Origin of the sequence: Cryobacterium gelidum, from assembly GCF_004403985.1 — a bacterium.
GTDB lineage: Bacteria > Actinomycetota > Actinomycetes > Actinomycetales > Microbacteriaceae > Cryobacterium > Cryobacterium gelidum.
Genome location: NZ_SOHL01000009.1, coordinates 20,712 through 44,619 on the forward strand (window position 1 = coordinate 20,712; position 23,908 = coordinate 44,619).

17 protein-coding genes are annotated in these 23,908 nt (G+C 67.1%); 3 read left to right on the forward strand and 14 right to left on the reverse strand.

Annotated features, from left to right (window positions below):
- The first annotated feature begins 4 nt into the window (after nucleotides 1–4).
- A complete protein-coding gene (locus E3T50_RS05450) occupies nucleotides 5–664 on the forward strand; it encodes a Pr6Pr family membrane protein (protein WP_134550949.1) in 660 nt (219 codons plus the stop codon).
- Between the two features lies 1 nt (nucleotide 665).
- Here the strand turns inward: E3T50_RS05450 and E3T50_RS05455 are convergent, their stop codons facing one another.
- The 8 genes from E3T50_RS05455 to E3T50_RS05490 all read right to left on the reverse strand — a co-directional run bounded on the left by E3T50_RS05455 (nucleotide 666) and on the right by E3T50_RS05490 (nucleotide 10,149).
- Complete coding sequence (locus tag E3T50_RS05455) at nucleotides 666–2,075, reverse strand: flavin monoamine oxidase family protein (RefSeq protein ID WP_134550950.1); 1,410 nt, start codon at nucleotides 2,073–2,075, stop codon at nucleotides 666–668.
- A gap of 157 nt (nucleotides 2,076–2,232) precedes the next feature.
- Nucleotides 2,233–3,036 carry an SDR family oxidoreductase gene (locus E3T50_RS05460; RefSeq protein ID WP_134550951.1) on the reverse strand — a complete coding sequence of 268 codons (804 nt, stop codon included), beginning with the start codon at nucleotides 3,034–3,036 and terminating at the stop codon, nucleotides 2,233–2,235.
- Nucleotides 3,037–3,222: 186 nt separating this feature from the next.
- Entirely contained in the window at nucleotides 3,223–4,812 is a 1,590-nt protein-coding gene (locus tag E3T50_RS05465) for a DUF7059 domain-containing protein (protein ID WP_241990776.1), read from the reverse strand.
- 106 nt (nucleotides 4,813–4,918) lie between these two features.
- The gene (locus E3T50_RS05470; protein WP_134550953.1) at nucleotides 4,919–6,118 is read right to left on the reverse strand and encodes an FAD-dependent oxidoreductase; all 1,200 of its coding nucleotides are present in this window, start codon (nucleotides 6,116–6,118) and stop codon (nucleotides 4,919–4,921) included.
- Nucleotides 6,111–6,815 (reverse strand): class I SAM-dependent methyltransferase, encoded by a 705-nt coding sequence (locus tag E3T50_RS05475; protein WP_134550954.1) that lies wholly within the window; start codon nucleotides 6,813–6,815, stop codon nucleotides 6,111–6,113. Before E3T50_RS05475 ends, E3T50_RS05470 begins: the two co-directional genes overlap by 8 nt.
- The gene (locus tag E3T50_RS05480) at nucleotides 6,816–8,042 is read right to left on the reverse strand and encodes a type III polyketide synthase (RefSeq protein ID WP_134550955.1); all 1,227 of its coding nucleotides are present in this window, start codon (nucleotides 8,040–8,042) and stop codon (nucleotides 6,816–6,818) included.
- A gap of 50 nt (nucleotides 8,043–8,092) precedes the next feature.
- Nucleotides 8,093–9,022 carry a phosphatase PAP2 family protein gene (locus E3T50_RS05485; protein ID WP_166784212.1) on the reverse strand — a complete coding sequence of 310 codons (930 nt, stop codon included), beginning with the start codon at nucleotides 9,020–9,022 and terminating at the stop codon, nucleotides 8,093–8,095.
- A gap of 191 nt (nucleotides 9,023–9,213) precedes the next feature.
- Entirely contained in the window at nucleotides 9,214–10,149 is a 936-nt protein-coding gene (locus E3T50_RS05490) for an NADP-dependent oxidoreductase (RefSeq protein ID WP_134550957.1), read from the reverse strand.
- Nucleotides 10,150–10,341: 192 nt separating this feature from the next.
- Here E3T50_RS05490 and E3T50_RS05495 point away from each other — a divergent pair, with 192 nt between their 5' ends.
- Nucleotides 10,342–11,280, forward strand: coding sequence for a phosphodiesterase (locus tag E3T50_RS05495; protein ID WP_134550958.1), 939 nt, complete (start codon nucleotides 10,342–10,344; stop codon nucleotides 11,278–11,280).
- Here E3T50_RS05495 and E3T50_RS05500 read toward each other — a convergent pair.
- From E3T50_RS05500 to E3T50_RS05510, 3 genes are all read right to left on the reverse strand, one after another.
- Nucleotides 11,210–13,006, reverse strand: a complete 1,797-nt coding sequence (locus E3T50_RS05500; RefSeq protein WP_134550959.1) for a stealth family protein — start codon at nucleotides 13,004–13,006, stop codon at nucleotides 11,210–11,212. The two genes, E3T50_RS05495 and E3T50_RS05500, sit on opposite strands and share 71 nt — an antisense overlap.
- Before the next feature lie 497 nt (nucleotides 13,007–13,503).
- On the reverse strand, nucleotides 13,504–15,738 hold the full coding sequence (locus E3T50_RS05505; protein WP_241990777.1) for a thioredoxin domain-containing protein: 2,235 nt from the start codon (nucleotides 15,736–15,738) through the stop codon (nucleotides 13,504–13,506).
- Nucleotides 15,739–15,888: 150 nt separating this feature from the next.
- Nucleotides 15,889–16,722 (reverse strand): aldo/keto reductase, encoded by an 834-nt coding sequence (locus E3T50_RS05510; RefSeq protein WP_134550960.1) that lies wholly within the window; start codon nucleotides 16,720–16,722, stop codon nucleotides 15,889–15,891.
- A 155-nt stretch (nucleotides 16,723–16,877) separates the two neighbouring features.
- On the opposite strand from E3T50_RS05510, the gene E3T50_RS16565 reads away from it, so the two are divergent.
- Nucleotides 16,878–21,011, forward strand: a complete 4,134-nt coding sequence (locus E3T50_RS16565) for a DUF3418 domain-containing protein (RefSeq protein ID WP_134550961.1) — start codon at nucleotides 16,878–16,880, stop codon at nucleotides 21,009–21,011.
- Between the two features lie 85 nt (nucleotides 21,012–21,096).
- Here the strand turns inward: E3T50_RS16565 and E3T50_RS05520 are convergent, their stop codons facing one another.
- From E3T50_RS05520 to E3T50_RS05530, 3 genes are read right to left on the reverse strand one after another with little or no spacing between them, the layout of a single operon-like run.
- The gene (locus tag E3T50_RS05520) at nucleotides 21,097–21,873 is read right to left on the reverse strand and encodes an amino acid ABC transporter ATP-binding protein (RefSeq protein WP_134550962.1); all 777 of its coding nucleotides are present in this window, start codon (nucleotides 21,871–21,873) and stop codon (nucleotides 21,097–21,099) included.
- The gene (locus E3T50_RS05525; RefSeq protein ID WP_134550963.1) at nucleotides 21,873–22,856 is read right to left on the reverse strand and encodes an amino acid ABC transporter permease; all 984 of its coding nucleotides are present in this window, start codon (nucleotides 22,854–22,856) and stop codon (nucleotides 21,873–21,875) included. Before E3T50_RS05525 ends, E3T50_RS05520 begins: the two co-directional genes overlap by 1 nt.
- A gap of 21 nt (nucleotides 22,857–22,877) precedes the next feature.
- Complete coding sequence (locus E3T50_RS05530) at nucleotides 22,878–23,771, reverse strand: ABC transporter substrate-binding protein (protein ID WP_134550964.1); 894 nt, start codon at nucleotides 23,769–23,771, stop codon at nucleotides 22,878–22,880.
- Between the last annotated feature and the right edge of the window lie 137 nt (nucleotides 23,772–23,908).

The window sequence follows — 23,908 nt, forward strand, 5'->3', positions numbered from 1 at the left end:
GGGAATGAACGCGCGCACCGCGTTCGCCCTGGCGCGCCTCGGTTTGAGCGCGGCGGGACTCGTCGCCCTGATCGGCTATTTTCAGTACACCCTGGGCGTGACCACGTTTGCCATCGCGAATTTCTTCAGCTATTTCACGGTGCAGAGCGGCATTGCGTCGGTCATCGTCTTCGTGACGGCGGCAGTGGTTGCCGCGCGCCGGCTGACCGATCCGGCCTGGCTCGATATGTTGCGGGCCATGGTGACAACCTACATTCTGGTCTCGGGCGTGGTCTACGGAATCATCGTCTGGCGGTCCTCTGGCGTGAACTACTCGATCGAGGTGCCGTGGTCGAGCCAGTTACTGCACTTCGTGATTCCGATCTGCGCCCTCATCGACTGGATCGTCGACCCGTACAAGGCCCGCCTGTCGTGGAAATATCTCGGCTGGGCTATCGTCTTCCCCGTGTTCTGGCTGGTCTTCACGCTCATTCGCGGACCGATCGTTGGCTGGTACCCGTACTTCTTTCTCGACGCACGTCAGGTGAGCGGCCCCGGCGAGACCGTGTTGTACTGCCTGATCATCGTGGCCATCATCACCGGAATTGCGGCGCTGCTCACCGGGATCACCCGGCTGAAGCGGATGCCGCGGCACCTGCTCCCACCCTGGCGGGCCGCCGCCTGAGCTAGTCTCCGGGCACCGCGAGGAACGGTTCGAGCGCCGCAAGCGCCGCGGCGAGAAAGGCATCGTCGTCGAGCGCAGACAGCCGGGTCGCGTTTTCGGCGGCGATGAGACCCAGGAGAACGGGTTCGCCGGTGAGCGGCATCATGTTGATCCAGACCGCAAAGTCGGAATCTTCGCCGACGATGGTCCAGAGCCGGGCCGCGGTATCCCAGAACGGCACGTCGAAACGCAGCCAGACCTTATCGACCACGCCCATTCCGAGTGCGGCAATCGCGCCGCGATGGGCGAAGGGCAGCGCCGGCGAGAACTCGATCGTCGCATTCTTCAGCACGCCGAGCGGCACCGTCACGATGACCCGATCGGCCGACAGCGACTCGCCGGTGCCGAGGCGCAGACTCACGCCGCGATCGTCGTGCGCGACCCGGTTCACCACGCTCGAGAGCAGCAGCTCGAGGCCCGCCGCTTCACTGGTGAGCAGGGTCGAGTACCCGCCGACCACGATCTGGTCGTTGTCCGCACTGGCGATATCGGTCGTGTACCAGGCCGATTGCTGACTCGGCGTCGCCCCGGTTTCGACCTTGAGCCGGGTGGCGATTTCGTACTCCAGCCAATCGGCATCCGAGAGCCCTTCGGCATTCGGAGTCTTCGACAGGCTCGCTTCGCCCGAGTCGATCAGGGCCCGTTCAACCGAGACGTCTTGCTGCTGATCGGCCGCCCAGCTGAGGGCGCCCGCCACGGCCTGAGCGCCTAACGGTGAGGGTTCGACGACTGCGCCCGCCCGGCTACGCACCTCGGGAGTGCGCTCGAACGGTAACAGTGTCACCCCGAGGGCGGTCAACTCGTTGTCCAGGAAGCTGTCGGAGCTATGGTGCACGAACGAGGGGCCGCGCTCGATCGGAAAGGGCCAGTCGCTGCTGACGGTGTCGATGCGCCCGCCGATACGGTCGCGCGCTTCGATGACGACCACACTGAAGCCGGCGGCGACGAGACGGCGGGCGGCGGTGATGCCGGCGATCCCCGCACCGACAATGGTGATGCGTTCGCCGGGAGCCGCGACGCCCTGCACCTGGCTGGCCACGAGCACGCCCGAAGCGCGGGCACCCTGCACCGTCCCGGGCTCATCGACCGCTGTGGCCTCACCGGCGAAGAACACCCGGGCGTCGACGGCCTGACCGAGAGCGGTGCGGTGTTCAGGAGTGGCGCCGACGGCGGCGTAGCTGAAGGATCCGCGGGAGAAGGGGTCGGTCGACCAGTTCGTACGGTCGACCGTGATCGGCTGGGGCACCAGCGAGGGCGTGAGGGTCGACGGCGAAGTGGATGGCGGCGGCACCGGCGCTGGCGCCACGCACGCCGCGAGGGCCAACACGGACAATCCCGACGCTGTGCCGAGCAGAAAAGTGCGCCGCTTCACGATCGGTCTTTTTCAGAACGGCGACTTTCGGGCGCGGGCCTGCGGTACTTCAGTCCGGCGCCAGTCATGACACCAAACTACCGCAGACCGTCACTGTCGACGACGTTGTCGACATCTGCAGCACACGGGCGGGCCGCGCACCATGGAAAACAACGGCTTAGAACGGGCGGCGCTCCTCGGCCACGGAGTTTCCTCCGTCGACGATGATCACCTGCCCGGTGACATAGGCGGCCCCGGGCGAGGCGAGAAAGGCGATGACGGATGCGACCTCTCCCGGTGTACCGCTGCGACCGGCCGGAACGAGCGCAGCTTCCAGGGCCTCGCTCGTGAGCTGGGAGCCGGTCGCGATCCAGCCCGGCGCGACGGCGTTGGAGGTGATGCCGGCTCCGGCCTCGTCGACGGCGAGGGCCCGGGTCAGCCCGACCAGCCCCGCCTTGGCCGCGGCGTAGGCGACATCGCCGCGGCTTGCCATGATCGTTCCGCTCACGCTCGACACCGTCACGATACGGCCCCAGCCGGCCGCGCGCATGAAGCCGATCACGGCGCGCGTGGCGTGGAATGCCGTGGACAGGTTGATGGCCAGGCCCCGATCCCACTCGGCGGGGCTGGTGAGAATGTCGCCGTGGCCCATCTCGGCGTCGCCGACGGCGACCATGCCGGCGTTGTTCACGAGGATCGTGGGTTCTCGCCCGCTTGCCGCGAGCGCCGCCTGCAGGTGCGCGGCACCCGCGGCCGAGTCGAGGGTGCAGACGATTCCGATGACGTCGAGGCCGCGCGCGGTCAACTCGCGTGCGCGGTCGTGCACTCGCGCCGTCGTGCCGGTGAGGATCACCGGGGCACCGAGTTCGCCGAGCATCCGTGCGGCTGCGAAGCCGATGCCGGTGGCGCTGCCCGCACCGGTCACGAGCGCGGTACGCCCGCCGAGGTCGAAGGCGGCCGGTAGTGCGGGTGCAGGAGTCATGGCGTCAGGTTAGCGCCCCGCGTCCCGAGTAACTCCTGCACTGTGTGAACGGTGCGACGCGGATGCGCAGAATTTTGGTCGACTCCCCCTCCGCGCCCGCAGATTGCTGGAGTTCTGACGGGGGTGCCGGGGGTGACCGGGGCCACTTCAGGACATTCGGCCGGGCGCCGGAGGCTGGGCGAGCCGTTAGATGAGCTCCGGCACGATCAGGAAGCCGTCGACCAGCAGTTCACGCACCCGCGGCAGCAGTTCGGCGGTCAGCGCGGCCTCGTCGGCGCCCAGCAGCTGGGCGAGAGCACCGATGATGGCGCCGACCGCGAGGTCGCCGTCAGAGGCACCGACCAGCCCGGCGAGCGCCGTGTCGAGCGCAACCGAGCGGCCGAATCCACTGCCCTGGTGCAGGGTCATCAGCGTCGGGTCCGCCTCACCGGGCCAGTAGTGGCGTTCTTCGGTGACGTCGGGGGCCACGGTGAGGTTGGTGCGCAACAGGCGTGCGTCATCCGTTCGCGCCTGCCAGTCGTGCGCGGCGAGGCACTCGGCCAGGTGCGCGCCGAGGCCGGCCGGGTTGTGGCCGAGGGCGTCGGGCATCCGTTCGAGGCGGCGCAGGGTGGATTCGTGCGCCCCCGCTTCCGGCAGTCGCAGCAGCAGGTAGCCGAAGCCGACTTTTCGCACGTCGCGCGCCGCGAAGTCGTTCAGCCAGGCGTTGTACAACCGGTCGAAGTCGAGGCCGGGTCGAGTACCGCCGTCGCGGATCCAGGTCTCGGCATACTCTCCCGGTGACTGTACCTCGCGTTCGATAATCCACGCGTCGAGCGCGGGCGAAGGCTGAGCCGGCATGAGCCAGTGCTCGAGCCGTTCGAAGGCGTCCGTGTCGCCCCGGTATTCCCAGTTTCCGAGCAGCTGTGCGATGCCTCCGGGGGTGAGATGCTCGGCCGCCCCGCGCACCACGGCCTCGACCAGCGCGTCGCCGACCATTTTGCCGTCGCGATACTCGTAGCTCGGTACACCCTCGGTGCGTGGCGTGATCACAAACGGCGGATTCGAGATGATGTGATCGAACCGCTCCCCCGCCACCGGCTCGAACAAGCTGCCGAACCGAAACTCGATATTGTCGATCTCATTGAGTTCGGCGTTCAGCGCCGCGAGCTCGAGCGCCCGCGTCGAGATGTCGGTCGCGACGACGTGCTCGGCGTGCCGGGAGGCGTGCATGGCCTGAATCCCGCAGCCGGTACCGATATCGAGTGCCCGCGCCACCGGGGTCGGCATCATGAGTCCGCTCAGGGTGCGCGAGGCTCCGCCGATGCCGAGCACGTGACTTTCGCCGAGCGGATGCCCGAGCGCCAGTTCCCCCAGGTCGCTCACGATCCACCAGCTGCCAGCGCCGTGGGCGTCGATGAAGCTGTAGGGGCGCAGGTCGACGAGTGGCCGCACGAGCGTGTCGACGAGTGGCCGCACGAGCGTGTCGACCGCCGCCACGAGCCCGAGTTCTTCGGCGCCGGCCGCCCCGAGCGACGACAACGCGGCGTCGAGGTCCGCGCGCGGCACCGGGTCCCCCAGCAGGAACAGCCGGGCGAGGGTTGCGGCGGGCTCGTTCCGGCCCAGCGTGGTGGCGAGCGCGGCGAGCGCCCGCTGGGCTGGAACCCGCTGGTTGCGATAGAGCGCAGCATCCGCTTCGATGCCCCACAGGCCGGTCAGGCCGGGAACCGAGAAGTGGGCGGCCGCGAGGTCGGTGCGCAGTCGGGCGATGAGGTCGGTGGTCGTTATTGCAGAAGTCACCCGTCCATTCAACTCGATGCGCACCCGGGGCTGTACCCCGTGCCGTATATCTGCGCGCGGCGCGTCCTGCGGTGACCCTCGCAATGCGACCGGCGGCACCGATCGGTCACAACCAGCGCATCGTGAATGCGCGTGCGACGAGCTCGTTGGCCGGCGGCAGCGTGAGACCGCGCACGAGCGCGTTGCGGGCGCCGAGCCGCAGGCCATGGGCTGGCCGGCCCATTGCCATGTTGAATCCGGCCTGCAGGGCCGCGCGGCGAGCGGCGGCGCGGCGGGTGCGGTCGTAGTCGGCCAGAACGGATGCCGCCGCCCCGGGATCAAGCAGCGCCCGCTGCAGCGCCGGTGCCAGTGCAACGGCGTCGAGCCAACCGAGGTTCATTCCCTGCCCACCTATCGGACTGATCTGGTGCGCCGCGTCGCCGACCAGCGCGATGCGCCCGGCGGGCCGGGGCCCGGACACTGGTTCGGCCCGTAGGTTGGACCGCCGAGACCCCGCGTACAACGGATCCGAGTGCAGGCGCCCCGCGAGCCTCTGCTGTACCACGAACGCACTCGCCGCCCCGAGCGGCTCGGCCACGGTCACCCGTGTTCGAAAACGGATGAGCTCGGCCAGGTCGGCGCTATCGGCATCCGTGGCCAAAAAATCGGTCATCGCCACCCAGCGGCGCCGGCCGCCGGGCAGCGGGAAGGACTCCACCACGCCGCCGCGCTCGAAGTAGAGCACCGCGCCGGTGTCGGTGTCGCGGGGGCCTGAATCGGCGAAGTCTCCCATCAGATACGTTTCACGCCGTCCGAGCTGCCGCCAGGTGATACCGGCCGCCGCCCGCACGCGACTGCGCGCGCCGTCCGCGCCGATCACATAGCGGGCCTCCACGGTGCCCGAGTCGGTGGATAGCAGGGCCGCGTCGCCGCGCTCACGCACCCCGGTCACGGTCACGCCGCTGCGATACCGGCCGGGCCGCAACTTCTCGAACCGGTCGCGCAACAGGGCCTCCGTCTCGTATTGCGGCAGTGCCACGACGAACGGATAACCCGGAGTGGCCCGTTCGAACGACATCTGCCCGAGCGTTCGGCCATCGCAGTGCACCTCTCCCGCGCGAATGCGCACGGCCCGCTCGAGCAGGGCGTCGGCGACACCGATCCCGGCGAGGGCGGCGAGGGACGGCGGGTGGATGCCGATCGCCCGCGAACGCAGGGACGGCTGCTGGCGCTGCTCGAGCACCTCGACGTCAAGTCCGCCGACCGCGAGCACGCAGGCGAGCATCGTACCGACCGGCCCCCCGCCGACGATGACGACGTCACGCATCGGGCCTGTCCCAGCCCAGCACCAGCCGTGACGGCAGGCCGCGCGACACCGTCCACCCGGCCGGCACCGCCGCCCGCAGCTCCGGCGCGGTGTAACTGCGCCGGATCGAGGTGAGCCCGTCCGGGCGAATATAGGAGCGCCGAAAGAACGGCCGGGTCGCCGCCGCGAACCCGAGGTACGCGACGTTCGACCGCTCGAGATCGGCGTGTAGCACGTGGCGGCGAGCGAGTTGTTCCGAATCCACGAGCAGCCCCTTCAACTCGTCGACGCCGAGGTGGTGCAACACGTGGTTGGAGACCACGAAGTCGAAGCGCGCGCCCTCGACCACGAGGTCTGAGCTCAGTGCACGCCGAAACGACAGCCCGGCAATGTGCGGTTGGCTGGTGGCGAAACCGTGCGCGCGGGCATCCGGATCGATGCCGGTCACCCGCAGCCGGAGGCCGTCGCGCGTCGCCCAGCGGGCCAGCGCCCGCGAGATATCTCCGCCACCGGAGCCGACATCGAGCAGTGTCGTCTCGGTTGTGGTTGACAGGGCGGGGCGGATGCTGCGGCGGTAGATTCGCCGCCAGCCCGAGACGACCGCGTTGACCACCCGAAAATCCTGATACGTGCGGGTGAGCATGGCCGGATCGCACAGTGGGGAATCCATGATCTCCGCTGCTTCGTCGGCCCGTACCCGCAGTGAAGGCCGGGCCATTCAGCCCTCGATCACGGTCATCAAGCCGGATTCCACGGTGAGTCCAGGGCCGAACGCCATGGCGCACACGCGTTCCCCGTCGGCGGTGGCGGGACCGTCGAGGATGGCCTTCATCACGAACAGAATGGTCGCGCTGCTCATATTGCCGTTGGTGCGCAGCGTTTCGCGCGAGGGAATCAACTGGTCGGTGCGCAGCTCGAGCTTGGCCTCGGTCTTGTCGAGGATGCTGCGGCCGCCGGGGTGAATCGCCCAGTGCTCGATCACCGAGCTGAGCGACGCGGTGGGTGCCAGGGTGAGAACCGGGGCGAGGAGCGTCGCGACGGCGCCGGCAGCCGAATCGGGTACCCCAGCGGGGAGAGCGTCGGCAAGCTGCGCGGTGATCGACGCATCGCGGGCGAACAGCGGGGCGAGGGCGCCTTCGATGTGCTCATCGATGATGTGCGGCACGTAGGTGCTCAGAATCATCTCGAAGCCCTCATCGCCAATTTTCCAGGCCATGTCGCCCTCGCCGATCGGGGTGATCACCGTTTCGAACAGGTCGAGGCCGAGGGCCTTCTCGCCGGGCAGCGGGGCCCGGGCGCTGACGATACCGGCTGCCGCTCCGTCGGAGAACAGAGAGGAGGCGACGATGGTATCCGGGTCGCTCGAGGTGCGCAGGTGCAGCGAGCAGAGTTCGGCACTGACCACGAGCACGACGGCGGTCGGGTCGGCCTCGACGAACTGCTTCGCGGTGCGCAGGGCCGGCATCGCGGCGTAGCAGCCCATGAATCCGAGGTGGTAACGCTGGGTGCTGGCCTGCAGGCCGAGTTCGCGCACGAGCATGAAGTCGGGACCGGGGGCATAGAACCCGGTGCAGGAGACGGTGACGACGTGGGTTACGTCTTCGGGACGAATGTCGGGGCAGGCGGCGAGCGCCCGACGCCCGGCTTCGACGAAGAGTTTGGTGGCTTCCGTGATGTAGAGCTCGTTGCGCACCCGGGTGCTCGGCACGAGCAGGAGCTGCTGCCGCGCATCGAAGAACTGGGGTTCGGCCGCATCGTTGTCTAGGGTGAGCTCGTCGATGACGGTGTGCCGGGTCTCGATGCCCGACACGTTGAAACTCGTGCTGACCAGCCGTTGAGCTAGTCGGCTGAGTCCGGGTTGGGCGGCGAAGATGTCGCGCACCTGCTCTTGGATCAGAATCGTCGGGGGAACTACGGTCTGGAGCGCTCTCAGCGTGACGGCCATGAGTTAGTCTCGCACGCGCCCCTGACGGAGTACACCCCAACTTTGCGAAGCTAGGGCAGCCGAGCGAACAGCCGGGTTCCTCCGAGCGCGAGCAGCAGGCCAGCCGTGACGATGGCCGCGACCCCGCCCAGGTAGGCGACCACGGTGCCGAATACTCCGACAGCGTCGAACAGACCGCTGTTCAGTACGAGGGTGGCGATGAAGGCCAGGGCTGAGAGAGCGCCGCAGCCGATCGACAGCCAGCGAACAACACGCACGGTCGACCGGCGCAGGCCGGTGAAAGACAACCGGCGTGTGGCTGCCGTGGCGGAAGCCGCAGCATCCGCTCGTGGGTCGGCGCCCACCCGCCGCCAGGCCAGCACCACTCCCGCGAGACACCCCCAGAGGGCCACCCACAGCAGCGCCGCGATCACGTCACTCGGCCGGTGCCACTGGTTGGCGAGCGTCGCCACACCCGCCAGCACAGCGAAGGCGGTGCCCCACCCGGCGACCATCGGCCGGGTGCGTGGGCTCGCCACCAGAAACACGACGAGAGCGGATGCCGCTGCCACCGTCGTATGCCCCGACGGGAAGGAGTTCCCCGCGTACCCCTCGACGGCCAGGTCGGGACGAGAGAGAATGCCGTACTTGAGCAGTTGGGCCGTGGCCGTGGCGGCCGCGGCGGCGGCGAGCGCGACGATCAAGGTACGCCAGTTTCGGCGCACAAGCGCGATGACCGCGGTCAGCACCACACCGAACGCTACGGCGACATCGGGCACCGAGTCGAGCACCCGGCCGGTGAACGGGGTGATGCTGCTTCGGCCGAATTCGGCGCCGTCGTAGGCGAGCTGGTCGGCTTCCTGGCCAGCGTGGCTGCGCACGAAAAACAGATAGAGGCCGATGAAGGCAACCGTGGTGAGCGCGACTCCGGCGAGGTACCCGAATGATCCCTGCCTGAAGGAGCTGAGAATGGACGGGTTGCGCACGGTCCAGCATGCCACAGTGTTTCTGGGAGACAGCGTTTCTGGGAAACAGCGATTTCGGGGAGATAGCGTTTCTGGGAAACAGCGATTTCGGGGAGACAGCGTTTCGGGGAGACAGCGTTTCTGGGAGACAGCGTTTCTGGGAAACAGCGATTTCGGGGAGACAGCGTTTTCGGGGAGGCCGTGTGCCGGGCGGAGCCCGGGTCACCTCACCCGAAGGCGCCGGCCTGGCAAGTGGCGAGCACGACTTTTCCGCGCAGATGCCCGGCCATGAGGTAGCGGTAAGCGTCTTGCACCTGCTCGAGCGAGAACACGCGGTCGATCGGCAGCACGATCTCGCCATCGGCAATCAACGTGGCGAGGGCGCTGAGATCGTCGATAGTCGCGGCCTGGCCGCCGACCCCGGTGATTCCGGCGCCGGCACGATGGCCGCGCGCGGCGATCGTGTTGATGCGAGAACCGGACACACCGAGATCGAGGGCCGCGTCGATCGTGGCAGCCCCGTTGTAGTCGAGGGCCGCCGTCACGCACGGCGCGACAGCACGTACCCGGTCGACCAGACCATCACCGTAGGTGACCGGAATGACTCCGAGGCCACGCAGAAAGTCATGATTCGCCGGGCTGGCGGTGCCAATCACGGTCGCCCCGGCCCGGAGAGCCAGCTGGCAGGCGAGTATACCGACTCCCCCGGCGGCGGCTCCGATCAGCACGGTGTCCGCCTCGGTCAGCCCAAGGGAGGCCACACTGGCCCAGGCGGCGCGACCGGCGATGTCCAGGCCACCGGCTTCTTCGAAGGTCAGAGCGGTCGGTTTCTTGATGATGCGGGTCGCGTCGACAACGACATAGTCGGCTTGGGCGTGCATCCGCTTGCCACCGAATACCGCATCGCCGACCTCGAGCCCGGCGACGCCGTCACCCACCTCGTCGGTGATGCCGGAGAAGTCGTTGCCGTTTCCGCAGGGCGGGACCGCCTCGTAGCGCAGGGCAGCCGCGCCGCCGTGAAAAATATTATAGTCGACCGGGTTGAGGCCGGCGATGTGCACGCGCACCCGAACTTCACCGCGCCCGGCCTGCGGCCGCTCATCGCGCACGATGCTGAGCACCTCGGGACCACCAAATTCATCAACGCGTACGTATCGAGCCATGCGGTCAGCCTAGGGCCGCGCGTCGACGACGTCGGCATAGACTCATCCAACGTCGGTCCCGTCCATTGGCCCAGAATTTCGCACGATTAACGCGTGTCGTACACCTAACGTTCAAGAACTCCTGATGGACTACCGTCAGTACCGTTGGCGCGCGCGTGCAGAGTGCGCACCTTCCGAACGAATGGAAGTTCTGTGAGCATTCGAACGGCTGAATATCCCAGGCCGAACCAATTTCTCCTCCATCTCAGTGACACTCACCTGCTTGCCGGCGGCAATCGTCTGTACGGCAGCGTGGATGCCACGGCACACCTCATCAAGCTCTTTGCCGAGGTTGAGGCATCCGGGCGCCGTCCCGATGCCATCATCTTCACCGGCGATCTGGCCGATAAAGGCGAGCCGGGGGCCTACGACCACCTGCGAGACATCGTCGAACCGGCCGCTGCCAGGCTCGGTGCGCGGGTCATCTGGGTGATGGGAAACCACGATAACCGTGAAGTGTTCCGCACGAATCTGCTCGATGAACCTGCGTCAGCGACCCCGATCGACCGGGTCTACGATCTGGACGGGCTTCGTATCATCACGCTCGATACCACGGTGCCGGGCCACCATTACGGAGCGGTATCCCAGGATCAGCTCGACTGGCTGGCCGATCAGCTCCGGGTACCCGCACCCGAGGGAACGATCCTCGCCATGCACCACCCGCCGGTGCCAAGCATGCTCGATCTTGCCGTCGCAGTCGAATTGCATGACCAAGCCGGGCTGGCACGGGTGCTTCGCGGCACCGATGTGCGCAGCATCCTGGCCGGCCACTTGCATTACTCGTCGACCGCGACCTTCGCGGGGATCCCGGTATCGGTGGCCTCGGCCACCTGCTACACACAGGACCTCACCGTGCCCGTCGGTGGTACGCGCGGCTGGGATGGCGCCCGTGCATTCAACCTCGTACACGTTTATCCGGACACCATCCTGCATTCGGTCGTGCCGATCGGCAATTACCCGGCGCTCGAATATATCGACGCTGAAGAGACGGCTGGGCGACTCCGCGACCTGGGCGTACAGATTATGCTCGCGGGTGCCGTGCCGGCATCACATGAGCCGCCGATGACCATGCCGATCCCGGTTCTGCAGTAACCACCTGGCTCGCGCGCTCCCACGGCGCGGCGAACGGGAAGTAGAGGTCCAGAAACTCAATGACGGCTGCATGGCGCTCGTCGTCGGAAATCTCCGGGAAGCTCCCGTCGTTCAGGCAGAACATGTCCTGGTTGCGGTGTTTGCGCAGTCGGTTCATCTGCCGCAGCGCGATGCGCAACGTTGTCTCGATGTAGATCGAGTGCGCCTGGGTCTGAGCGACCGCGCGGCCGGTCATCAACGCGTAGTAGTGGTAGAGCGAGTTGGTGACGGAGATGTCGGTCGCCGACCGAAAGCGGCTGGCCGCGGTACGACTGAAGTCTTCGGGAAATTCCTTTTCCAGCTCCAGCAGCACGCTCTTGCGCATCGGCGCCGGCGTGTGCTCGAGGTGCCGGGTGGTGACCTTGCCGAAGCGGCCGCGCAGCAGGGCGCGGTTCACTCGGGCAGCGTTCTCGAACCCGCTTCGGGTCGGATCGTTCTCGCCCAGGCCAATGCGGGTGGAAGCCTCCACGAACTTGGTCACTCCGCCGGGCGAGAAGAACAGCTCGGGGCCAACCGGGCGACCGAAGAACATGTCGTCGTTGGAGTACAGGAAGTGCTCGGCGAGGCCGGGGATGTGGTGCAGTTGGCTTTCCACGGCGTGCGAATTGTGAATGGGCAACACGCTGGTGTCAACAAAGAAGTCTTCGCTGCGCATAATCGTCACACGCGGGTGTTCCGCGAGCCACTCAGGGGCGGGAGAATCGGTCGCGATGAAGATGCGCCGAATCCACGGGGCGAACATGTAGACACTTCGCAGGGCGTACTTCAGCTCGTCGATCTGGCGAAAGCGGGCATCCGAATCGTCACCCTCACCCACTACGTAGGCCTGCATGCGCTTGGCGCGTTCGCGCTGGAACTCGTCGCTTGAGCCGTCGACCCAGCTAAAGACGAGGTCGATGTCGAAGCAAACGTCGCTGGCCAGATCCTCGAACATATTCTGCAGGGTCAGCCAGGTGCGCCCGTACAGGTCGATCGTGGTTTCGCGGGCCTCGGAGCGCGGCAGCCGGGTGCGCATGAGGGCGTTTTCGACCGGGGCGACGATTTCGTCCTCGCTGAAACGCCACAGTTCAAATTGGAACGCGGTCTGAGCACCGTAGCGCAGGCGGCCGATTGGTTCGATGCGCGGCCGATAGACGCGAAAGACTGAGGACTTGCGCAGCGTGGTGAACGCGCCATCGGCGAGCAGAAACTGCTGGCTGACATGGCCGTCGAGCGGCTTGGCATAGAAGGGCTCGTTGGCGAACGCCGTGGCCAGAACCTTCGTGATTTCCTTCCGTCGTTTGCGGTCGACGGCGATGACCGGACGGTTCTGGTCACCGCGCACCAGCAGAAAGTCGATGCCGGCGTTGGTCAGAGCGTCGTACACAGCTACGAGGTCTTTCACCATGGACTCGTGCGGCGTGTAGTGGCCGTTGATGAGGGCGATCTCGCCCTTGCGCACAACAAGGTCGTCACGGTCGAAGCGGCGGGTGCGGGAATCCGGAGTGATCAGTACCAGTTCGGTCTCACTGCTGAGTGAGAGCGTCGAGATCAGCCCGGTGTTGGTGGATGGTTCCGGCGCGCTCGAGTCGGAGCCGACCGAGTCGGGGCGTAAGGCATCGGTGTCAAAGATGTCGCCGACGAACGATTCGGGACGGCCGTGGGTGGCAGTATCCGGTTGTGCGTCCGGAATATCGAGTTTCGCCATGGTCCTCCTTGAAAAAATGGAGCACTCGATCGCGGGCCAGCCGAGACTGAATCCGAGGAGTGCGGCCGATTGTGTCGGCGTGGATGCTTCAGGGTGTTTCTGAGCGGTGAACGTCTTGAGAAGCGACGAGGTTCTCGATGAGCGACTGGCGTTCGGTGAACGCGGTGGCATTTGTCCTAGTGTACGTCGCGCTGTCGGAAGTTTGCTGCGCAGACCGATCGATCGGTCGGCGGCGCCGGCGAAACGGAGGCTACGGCATCCGTTTCGCTCGTGTGATGCAGGTCAGGGGGCAGAGCTGGCGAACAAACCGGTGATGAGGGCCATGAGCAGAATCGTGATTAGTTCATGGGCGACGACCACGCTCGACGCGGTGGCCAGGAGCGCGGTCCAGATGGTATTCCAGGGAACCCTGCGGGATCCTCTCGGCGGGCCGGTCGGGTGCGGGGCCAAGTTGCGGCGTGGCTGGATCCTGCGATGTTAGTGCTCGTGTGCCCGCTTCACGGGTTGCGCTTCAGCGGCAATTTCGGCCAGGAGCGCGGCGGTGGTATCGACCGGAGGCAATTGCGCCGGGTCGGTGACCGGCAGCTGGCAGACGAAGTCGCGACAGAGGTAGGCGGTGGGCTGGCCACTTGGTGCGGTGCGCTCCGCGAACAGGCCGAATCCGGCATCGGCGAACGACCGGGCATTCGATTCTGAAACGGAGGCGACAACTCCCGCCGCGTGACGTCGAGCGAGGTCGTGCAGGGTGATGGCGGGCGGGGCGGCGCCGGTCGTCGGAGGCGTCGCGGCGGGAGTGTCGGGCGGGGCGGTGGGCGGGGCGGCGGGCGGGGCGACGCCGGTCGTCGGGAGCGTCGCGGCGGGNGGGCGGTGGGCGGGGCGGTGGGCGGGGCGGTGGGCGGGGCGACGCCGGTCGTCGGGAGCGTCGCGGCGGGGGTGTCGGGCGAGACGATGACGAGCTGCTCGATTGGAACTCGCAGCTCGTCGAACAGGCGCAAGGCGGCGCCGAACGCGAGCGGACGGTCGGGTGCGAGGGTCGCGACGAGTCCCAGACCGGCCTGCGCCGCCCGAAGATAGCGGTCGTCGCCGGTGAGGCGGTGCAGCAGCAGGGCCGCGTCGGCGGTGGCGGACAGGCCGGATGGGTACGCTCCCTCGGAGGGATCGACGGCGCTGACTCGGCCCTGTATGGTGAGCACCGGGTCCGCGCCGTGTGGCGGGCGGAAGGCGGGCGCCAGAGTCGTGGTGGCGGACAGCGATGTGATTCCCGCATCGGACCGGGGCGCTGAGGAGGACGCAACGGGTGTGTCGGCGGTGACCGATAGCGTGCTGTCGAGCAGGTGACGAGCCTGGGTGGCGTAGGTCACGTCACCGGTGACGAGTGCAAGTTCGAGGAGACCCCGTGAGTACATGCCGTAGTCCTCCAGCGTGGCCCTCGCCGTTGAGATGCGTCCGCTGACAGAGGCGCGCACGAGGGTACCGTCGGCGCGCTCGTGGTGCTCGCGCAGGTAGTCTGCCGCGCGGCGCGCAGCGTCGATGAGGTGCGGCTGGTCGAAGGCGAAGCCGGCCCGGGCCAGAGCCTGGATGGCGAGGCCGTTCCAGCCGGTCAACACTTTCTCGTCGAGGGCGGGCGGCGTCTGCCGCAGGCGATCGTGCTGCTCGAGTGCGTAATACCCGCCCTCGACCCGGTGGCCGTCGACGGTGCTCTCGGAGTCCTGGGCGCTCGCGAACCCGCCGCCGGGTAGCTGCATCACGTCGCAGAGAAAACGGGCGATTCCGTCGGCGACGAGGCGTGCCCAGGCCGCTCCGGTGAGCATCCAGGCGCGGGTGTACAGGGTGAGCAACTGGGCGTTGTCGTAGAGCATGCGTTCGTAGTGCGGGTCACTCCAGTCGCGGTTCACCGCATAGCGAAAGAAGCCGCCCTCGACCGGGTCTCGCAGCGGGGACGCGCCCATGAGCTTGAGCGTGCGCAGGGCGAGCATCGGTCCGTCGTCACTCGGCGCCCCCGCCGCCCCCTCGCCGCGCGGGTACCCCGCACCGGTCGTGTTCTCGTCCCCGTGGCCGAGGAGAAAGGAGAGCGCCGGGGCCACCGGAAATTTCGGCGCGCCACCGAAGCCACCGAAACGGGCGTCTTCGTAGCCAACCAACTGTGCGACGGCCTTGTGGAGCGTGTCGGCAGTGGGCTGCGCGCCAGACTCGGAGGCGGCGGCGTCCGCGGCGTCCGAAGCGAGCTCGCGCGCTGAGCCGGCGAGCAACTCGGCCACGCGGGCGGCGCCGGCCAACACCTCGACGCGGCGGGTGAGCCAGGCCGTCGTCACCGCGGTCAGAACGTCGCGAAATGACGGATGTCCGGCCAGCGCCACCGGCGGAAAGTACGTTCCCGCGTGAAACGCCTGCCCGTCGGGCGTGACGAACACATTGAGCGGCCAGCCGAGTCCCTCGATGAAGGCACTCGCAGCGGCGAGGTAGCTCGCATCAACGTCGGGGTGCTCCTCCCGGTCGACCTTGATGGAGACGAAGTGCGCGTTGAGGTACTCCGCGATCGCCGGGTCACTGAAACTTTCCCTGGCCATGACATGGCACCAATGGCAGGTGGAGTAGCCGATCGACACGAGCACGGGCACATCCCGCTCGCGGGCTTTTGCGAACGCTTCCTCTCCCCAGCCGAACCAGTCGACCGGATTGTCGGCGTGGCTTCGCAGGTAGGGGCTGATGGCGTCGGCGAGGCGATTGGGCATACTCCATTGTGCTCCCGAGATGCCGTTTCGGGCGAGCGGCCCTTGACGCTAGACGACGCCGAGCCTGCCAGACGGCCGGCGCATCCCCGTGACACCCAGTGGCCCGGCAGCATCGGTCGGCGGGCCACTGGGAACAACGGATGCTGCCGGCTAGTTCACCTCGTTGGGGTGCGCCGCGACGCGGCCGGCTCGTTCCAGCGCTGAGATCATGGTGAATTCGGTGCGAGAGAGTTCGAAGTCGAACACGTCGAAATTCTCCGCCATGCGCTCGCGGCGGTTCGACTTGGGAAACAGGATGTTGCCGTTCTGCAGGTGCCAGCGAATGACGATCTGCGCCGGCGACTTGTCGTGCGTTTCAGCGGCATTCTTCACGACGTCCTCATTGAACAGCGGGTACTTCCCCTGGCCGAGGGGGCCCCAGGCTTCGATGTGGATACCGTTTTCGCGGGCGAAGGCGGTGACCTCCGGCTGCTGGTGCGCCGGGTGCAGCTCGATCTGGTCGACGGCGGGCACGATGGTGGTCTCGTGCAGTAGGCGGTCCAGATGCGGCACCAAAAAGTTGGAGACACCGATGGAGCGGGCACGGCCGGACTCCTGAATCTTCTCCAGGGCTCTCCAGCTCTCGACGAACTTGTCATTGGCCGGCGCCGGCCAGTGGATCAGATAGAGGTCGACCTGGTCGAGACCGAGCTTCTCCAGGCTCTCCTCGAACGCATCGAAGGCGGACTGGGTGCCCTGGCGGTCGTTCCAGAGTTTGGTGGTGATGAACAGCTCGGAGCGGTCGATGCCCGAGGTGGCCAGCGCCTTACCCACGCCCTCTTCGTTGCCGTAAATGGCAGCGGTGTCGATGTGGCGGTAACCCACCGAGAGCGCATCGGTCACGATGCGGGTGGTTTCGTCGGGTTCAACCTTGAACACGCCGAAACCGAGCTGCGGAATCATGTGGCCGTCGTTGAGGGTGATGGTGGGTACAGATTTCGTCATGCATCAACACTATGGGCCGCCGCCACCCGTCTACCCTTCACGCGCCGGATGTTCACTGACCGCGAAAGCGCGCACAGAGCCCCCTGTGGCCTCCTCGAACGGGCATCTTCTGTGCTCGCGCAGCACGGGTGAGGGCGAAGTAACATTGAAGCTTCATGGAAACGCTGAATATCACCTTCCCCGCCGAACTGCCGGTCAGCCAGCGCCGGGAGGACATCGCCCGCGCTATTGCCGACAACCAGGTCGTGATCGTCGCCGGATCGACCGGGTCGGGCAAGACTACCCAGCTGCCCAAGATCTGCCTCGAACTCGGCCGAAAGAACATCGGCCACACCCAGCCGCGCCGACTCGCCGCGCGCACCATCGCCGAACGCATCGCCGAAGAGCTCGGCCAGGAGGTCGGCCAGCTGGTCGGTTACCAGGTGCGGTTCACCGACAAGGTCGGCCCGGATACCCGCATCAAGTTAATGACCGACGGTATCCTCCTGAATGAGATCCACCGCGATCGCATGTTGCGCAAGTACGACACGATCATCATCGACGAGGCGCACGAGCGCAGCCTCAATATTGACTTCCTGCTCGGCTACCTGCGGCAGCTGCTGCCCCAGCGCCCCGATCTCAAGCTCATCATCACCTCAGCCACCATCGACCCAGCGAGCTTCGCGAAGCATTTCGCGGCGCCGGACGGTACCCCGGCGCCGGTCGTCGAGGTGTCTGGCCGCACCTTTCCGGTCGAGATCCGCTACCGGCCGCTCGTGGCGGAGCCCGGCCTCGACGACGACGACGGGGCGGATGCCGCTCCCCCGGTCGACCGCGACTACATCGAGGGCATCACCTCGGCTCTCGATGAACTCGAACGGGAGTCCAACGGCGACGTGCTCGTCTTTCTCTCCGGCGAGACCGAGATTCGCGACGCCGCCGACGCCCTGCAGGGCAAGTACGCCTCCTCGGCCAGCCGCAATCCCACCGAGGTGCTGCCGCTCTACGGCCGGCTGTCGTCGGCCGACCAGCACCGGGTGTTCCAGCCGTCGACCGTGGCCGGGGTGAAACGGCGCATCGTGCTCGCGACCAACGTGGCCGAGACCAGCCTGACCGTGCCGGGCATCCGCTACGTCATCGACGCTGGAACCGCGCGCATCAGCCGGTACAGCGTGCGCTCCAAGGTGCAGCGACTGCCGATCGAAGCGATCTCGCAGGCCTCTGGCAACCAACGCAGCGGCCGCAGTGGGCGCACCAGCGACGGCATCGCGATTCGGCTCTATTCCGAAGAAGATTATCTGCGCCGCCCGGACTACACCGAGCCGGAGATTCTGCGCACCAACCTCGCCGCCGTCATTCTGCAGATGATCTCGCTCGGCCTCGGCGACATCGCCTCGTTCCCGTTTTTGACCCCGCCGGACAGCCGTAATATCAAGGACGGCCTCGACCTGCTCGCCGAACTCGGCGCCATCGAGGCGGAAGGGGGCGGGCGCACCAAGAGCGCACGCGGCACCACCCGTGCCACCAGCAGCGGAGCCGATGCCGCCGTCCCGACTAGCACCGCTGCGCCGGCTACCACCACTGCGCCGGCCGCCGCCGCCGCCCCGACCACCCCGCGCCTCACCCGCATCGGCCAGCAGCTCGCGCAGCTGCCGATCGACCCGCGCTTTGGCCGCATGGTGATCGAATCGAAAACGCAGGGCACCAGCCGGGAAGTCATGGCGATCGTGGCCGGGCTGACCATTCAGGACCCGCGGGAGCGCCCGCTCGAGCGTCGCGCCCAGGCCGACCAGTTCCATGCCCGGTTCGCCGACCCGACGAGCGACTTCCTCAGCCTGCTCAACCTCTGGAACTACCTCGAAAAACAGCAGTCCGAGCTGGGCTCGAGCGCCTTTCGGCGGTTGTGCAAGAACGAATACCTCAACTACCTGCGGGTGCGCGAGTGGCAGGACGTGCTGCGGCAATTGCGCCAGCTCGCCAAGCCGCTCGGGCTGACGCAAGGCGAACCCAGCACGAACCCCGACGGCGTGCACCGATCGCTGCTGGCCGGGCTGCTCTCCCATATCGGTCTCAAGGACGTCGCCAAGAAAGACTACGTCGGTGCGCGCCAGCAACGCTTCGTGCTGTTTCCCGGTTCGACGCTGGCCAAGAAGCAGCCCAACGCGGTCATGAGCGCCGAACTGGTCGAAACCAGCCGGCTGTTCGCCCGCATGAACGCCGTCGTCGACCCAGCCTGGGCAGAACCGCTCGCCGGCAACCTGTGCAAGCGCAGTTACTCCGAACCGCATTGGGAGATGAAGCAGGGCGCCGCCGTGGTCTACGAACGTGTCACGCTGTACGGCGTGCCGATCGTGGCCCGGCGTCGGGTGCAGTTCTCGCGGATCGACCCGGCGTATGCCCGCGAGCTGTTCATTCGCCACGCGCTGGTCGAGGGCGAATGGGACCGGGCCTCGGGACCGCAAACGGCGGCAACCGAGCCGGAAACGGACCGTGGCGGTCGCGGGCCGTCGCGCAACGAACGCGTCGGCATCTCGGTCGACGGCGGCACTGCTACGGGCGGGCGCGGTTCCGGCCGCGGCGCACCCGCGGTCGGCAGCAGCGCGAGCCGTGGCGGCCGGCCCGGCCAAACCGGCGACCCCGGCATGTGGGCGTTCGAACGAGCCAACACCCGGCTGCGGGAGGAACTCGCCGAGCTGGAGGAGCGCACCCGGCGCCGGGACATCCTCTTCGATGACGAGGCCGTCTTCGACTTCTACCAGCGACGCATTCCAGCCGAGGTGTCGTCGACCAAGAGCTTCGAGGGCTGGTGGCGCACGGCCAGGTTCGACACCCCCGACCTGCTCACCATGACCGCCGACGCGCTTGTCGCCGAGGACTCCCCCGAGATCGATGAGGGGCTCTTTCCGCCGAGCTGGCAGCAGGGCGACCAGCGTTTGACCCTCGGTTACCGGTTCGAACCCGGCGAGGAGGACGACGGCGTGACCGTGCGCATCCCGCTCGCGCTGCTCGCCCGCCTCTCCCCCCATGGTTTCGACTGGCAGGTGCCGGGCCTCCGCGCCGAGCTGGTGACCGCCATGATCAAGTCGCTGCCGAAAAGCATCCGCCGCAATGTCGTCCCCGCCGCCGACTGGGCCGCTCGGTTGCTCGGCGAGCTGCCGGCCGAGCCCGGCCTGGTCGAGACGCTGCCCACGCCGGTGCCGCACGTCTCGTTCGCCGAAACCCTCGCGGCGCTGATTCAAAAGCTCACCTATGTGCCGGTGAGCCTGCGCGACTTCGAGCTCGGCCGGGTTCCCTCGCACCTGCGCATGACGTTTGTCGTCACCGACGAACGCGGACGCACCGTCGCCGCCGATAAGGACCTCGCCGACCTGCAGCGCCGGCTCGGCACCCGGGTGCGGGAGAGCGTCGCGAAGGCGACGAGCTCCGCGGCTCCGAGCAACGCGATCGAGCGCGGTGGCGTCACCACCTGGGACCTCGGTGAGCTGCCCCGCTTTCTCGACACCAAGCAGGGCGACAACACGATTCGCGGCTATCCGACGCTCGTCGATGACGGGACATCCGTCTCTATTCGCATGATGAGCACCGAGCTGGAACAAGCCCGCGCGCTGCCTCGCGGCGTGCGCCGGCTGCTGCTGCTCGCGACGCCGTCGCCGGCCGCGTATGTGCAGCAGCACCTGACCGCGGCCGAAAAGCTCAGCCTTGCCACCAGCCCGTACAAAACCACGCAGGCCCTGTTCGAGGATTGCCTCGCCGCCGCGATCGACGACGTGCTCTTTCGCGTGCGCCCGGGCGGCCAGGTGTTCATGAAGGCGGAGTTCGACACCATTCGCGATCGGGTGTCGGGGGTCGTGATGGACTCCATGTTCGAAACCGTGGGTTTGGTCGCCCGTATCCTCACCGCGAGCCGCGCCGCGGACAAGGCGCTCAAGGCCGCGACCAGCATGGCGCTGCTGCCGGGGATCAGCGATGCCCGCCAGCAGCTCACGGCCCTGGTCTACCCCGGGTTCGTCAGCGAAACCGGCCTCACCCAGCTGCGGCACCTGCCGCGCTACCTCGGCGGGATCAGCGCCCGGGTGCCGAAACTCATCGACAACCCGAGCCGCGACCGGGTCTGGATGAACGAGACCCAGGCCGCCACCACCCGATTCGAGAACGCCGGTGGCACGATGCCGGTGAAAGCGGATGCCACGGCGCCGGTTCTGCGCGCCCGCTGGATGATCGAGGAGCTGCGCATCAGCCTGTTCGCGCAGGAGCTCAGGGCGGCGGAGTCCGTCTCGCTGCAGCGCATCCAGAAGGTGCTCGCCGGCTAGTTCGCACCCCAAGCCCACCTGATGAACCCGGGCCCAGGCCCCGAACGCACTTGTACGCGGCGGGGCGGAACGGCGGGCACCGGGGCTAGAGCACCTTGGAGAGGAAGGCGCGGGTGCGCTCGTGCTGCGGGTTGGTGAGCACCTCGGTGGGGACGCCACTCTCGACGACGACGCCGCCGTCCATGAAGACCAGCGAATCGGCGACCTCGCGGGCGAAACCCATCTCATGGGTGACCACGATCATGGTCATGCCGTCGCGGGCCAGGCCCTGCATGACGTCGAGCACCTCGCCAACCAGCTCGGGGTCGAGCGCGCTGGTGGGCTCGTCGAACAGCATGAGCTTGGGTTCCATGGCGAGGGCGCGGGCGATCGCGACCCGCTGCTGCTGGCCGCCGGACAGGTGCGCCGGGTAGTAGTCAGCGCGTTCGGCGAGACCGACCCTGGCCAGCAGGGCGCGGGCGTTGGCCTCGACCCCGGCCTTCGACAGGCCCTTGACCCGGATGGGTGCCTCCATCACGTTCTGCAGCGCGGTCATGTGTGGAAACAGGTTGAAGCGCTGAAACACCATGCCGATATCGCGGCGCTGCCGCGCGGCCTCCTTGGGGCGCATCTCGTAGAGCTTGTTGTTGGCCTCGCGGTAGCCGATGACTTCACCATCCACGCTCAGGCGTCCAGCCGAAACGACCTCGAGGTGGTTGATGCAACGCAGAAAGGTGGACTTGCCCGAGCCGCTGGGCCCGACCAGACACATGACCTCGCCGCGCTTGACCTCGAGCGAGATGCTCTTGAGCACCTCGTTGGAGCCGAAACTCTTGGAGACACGGTCGGCGACCACCATAGGGGTGTCGATTACAGCAACCATCAGCGGTCTCCCTGGTACGGGTCGGTGGCGGGCGACACAACGGTGGGTTGGCCGCTGCCGACGACCGGGGTGACCCCCGTGAGCGCCGCGCTCGCGTCATCCGCTTTCTTGTCTGGACGGCGGTCGCCGATGCCGCGGGCGAACCGTTTCTCGAGAAAGTACTGACCGACCATGAGGATGGAGGTGAAGAACAGGTACCAGATCGACGCGACGATGAGCATCGGCACTGTTTCGAAGGTCACGGCGGCAATGTCTCGGGAGCGCGTGTAGAGCTCGAGGGTGAAGGGAATGGCCGTCACGAGCGAGGTCGTCTTGAGCATCGAGATGACCTCGTTGCCGGCCGGCGGAATGATCACCCGCATCGACTGCGGAACGATCACGCGCACCATGGTCTGGAACCAGCTCATACCGAGCGCGGTCGCCGCTTCTTCCTGCCCGCTGTCAACCGAGAGCAGGCCGGCGCGCACGATTTCAGCCATGTAAGCGGCCTCGTTGAGGGCCAGTCCCACGATCGCGAGAATGAACGCGCTCAGCGCGACCCGGGTCGGAAAAGACACCCACGGTTCGGTGAAGGGCAAGCCGATGTCGATGGACTGGTAGATCGTGCCGATCAGGCCCCAGAATGCGAGCTGAACGTACACCGGGGTACCACGGAAGATCCACAGGTAGACCCAGGCGATACTGCTGACGACCGTGTTGGGTGAGAGCCGCATGATGGCGAGCGTCACCCCGAGAATGATCGCGATGACCATGGAGTAGACCGTGAGCTGCAGGGTGATGAATGCCGCCTGCGAGATGCGCTGGTCGAACAGGTACTTGCCGACCGCCGGCCAGTTGTAGGCCGGGCGCATCGCCGCATCGGCGATGAACAGCGCCACGATGAGCAGTAACACGACCGCGAAGGTGTTGCGCCACGGGTGACGCAGGCGAATGGCCTTGATACCGGGTTCCGTCTTGACGCCGGTCGCGGTCGTGTTAGTCATGATGTGGGTCGCTGACTCTTTCTAGCCGTTGGCGGCGGCGTTGATGGTGATGGTGTCGATGCCACCGTCGGTGACACCCCAGGCGTCGAGGATCTTGCCGTAGGAACCGTCATCGACCATGGACTGCAGGGCGGCCTGCACGGCCGCCGTCAGCTCGGATCCCTTGTCGACGGTGATGCCGTACGGCGCCGTGTCGAAGCTCTCGCCGGCAGGCTGCAGCTTGCCGTTGGCCTTGGAGATGGCGTAGAGGGTGACGGGCGAGTCGGCGCTGAGGGCATCGGCCTTGCCGAGCACGACCGCGTTGGTCGCTTCGTCCTGCGAACCGTAGGGCAGCACCTCGATGGGCTCCTTGCCGGCGGCGGCGCAGGCCGCGTTCTTGGCGGGCAACTCATCGGTGTCTTCAACCGTGTTGGACTGCACGGCGACGGTCAGGCCGCAGGCATTGTCGGGGTCGACGGTGCTGCCAACGGGCGCGGCCCAGAGGATTCCGGCGTTGTAATAGTTGACGAAGTCAACCTGCTTCTCGCGCTCGAGGTTATCGGTGAAGGAGGATTCGCCAATGTCGACGGTGCCACCGGTGATGCTCGGAATGATGGTGTCGAACGACGCGATCTGGTACTTGGTGGTGAGGCCGAGCTTGGCGGCGATACCGTCGGCGAGCTCGATACCCCAGCCGATCGGTGCACCCGACTCGTCCTTGAACTCGTTCGGCGGGTAGGCCGCGTCGGTTCCGACGACGAGCACGCCTGCGCTCGCGATGTCCGCGGGGAGCAGCGCGACCGCGGCGGCATCCGGTTCAATGGTGCTCGCGGCATCGGGCGGCGTCGTGGCTGCAGGAGTGGAGTTGTCGACACAGCCGGTCAGCAGCAATACGGCGGCGGCAGCGAATGCCGGGATAACGTGGCGTGCGCGCATGGCACTTCCTTCTCTAGGTGGTCGAAAATGCGCGGGTTCGACGATGAACCCGCACGCGGGTAAGACCTAACGAGCCTAGTGCAAGCGCGGCGCGGCAAATTCGAGCGTTGACCCCCAGCGGGATATTCTGGGCGAGG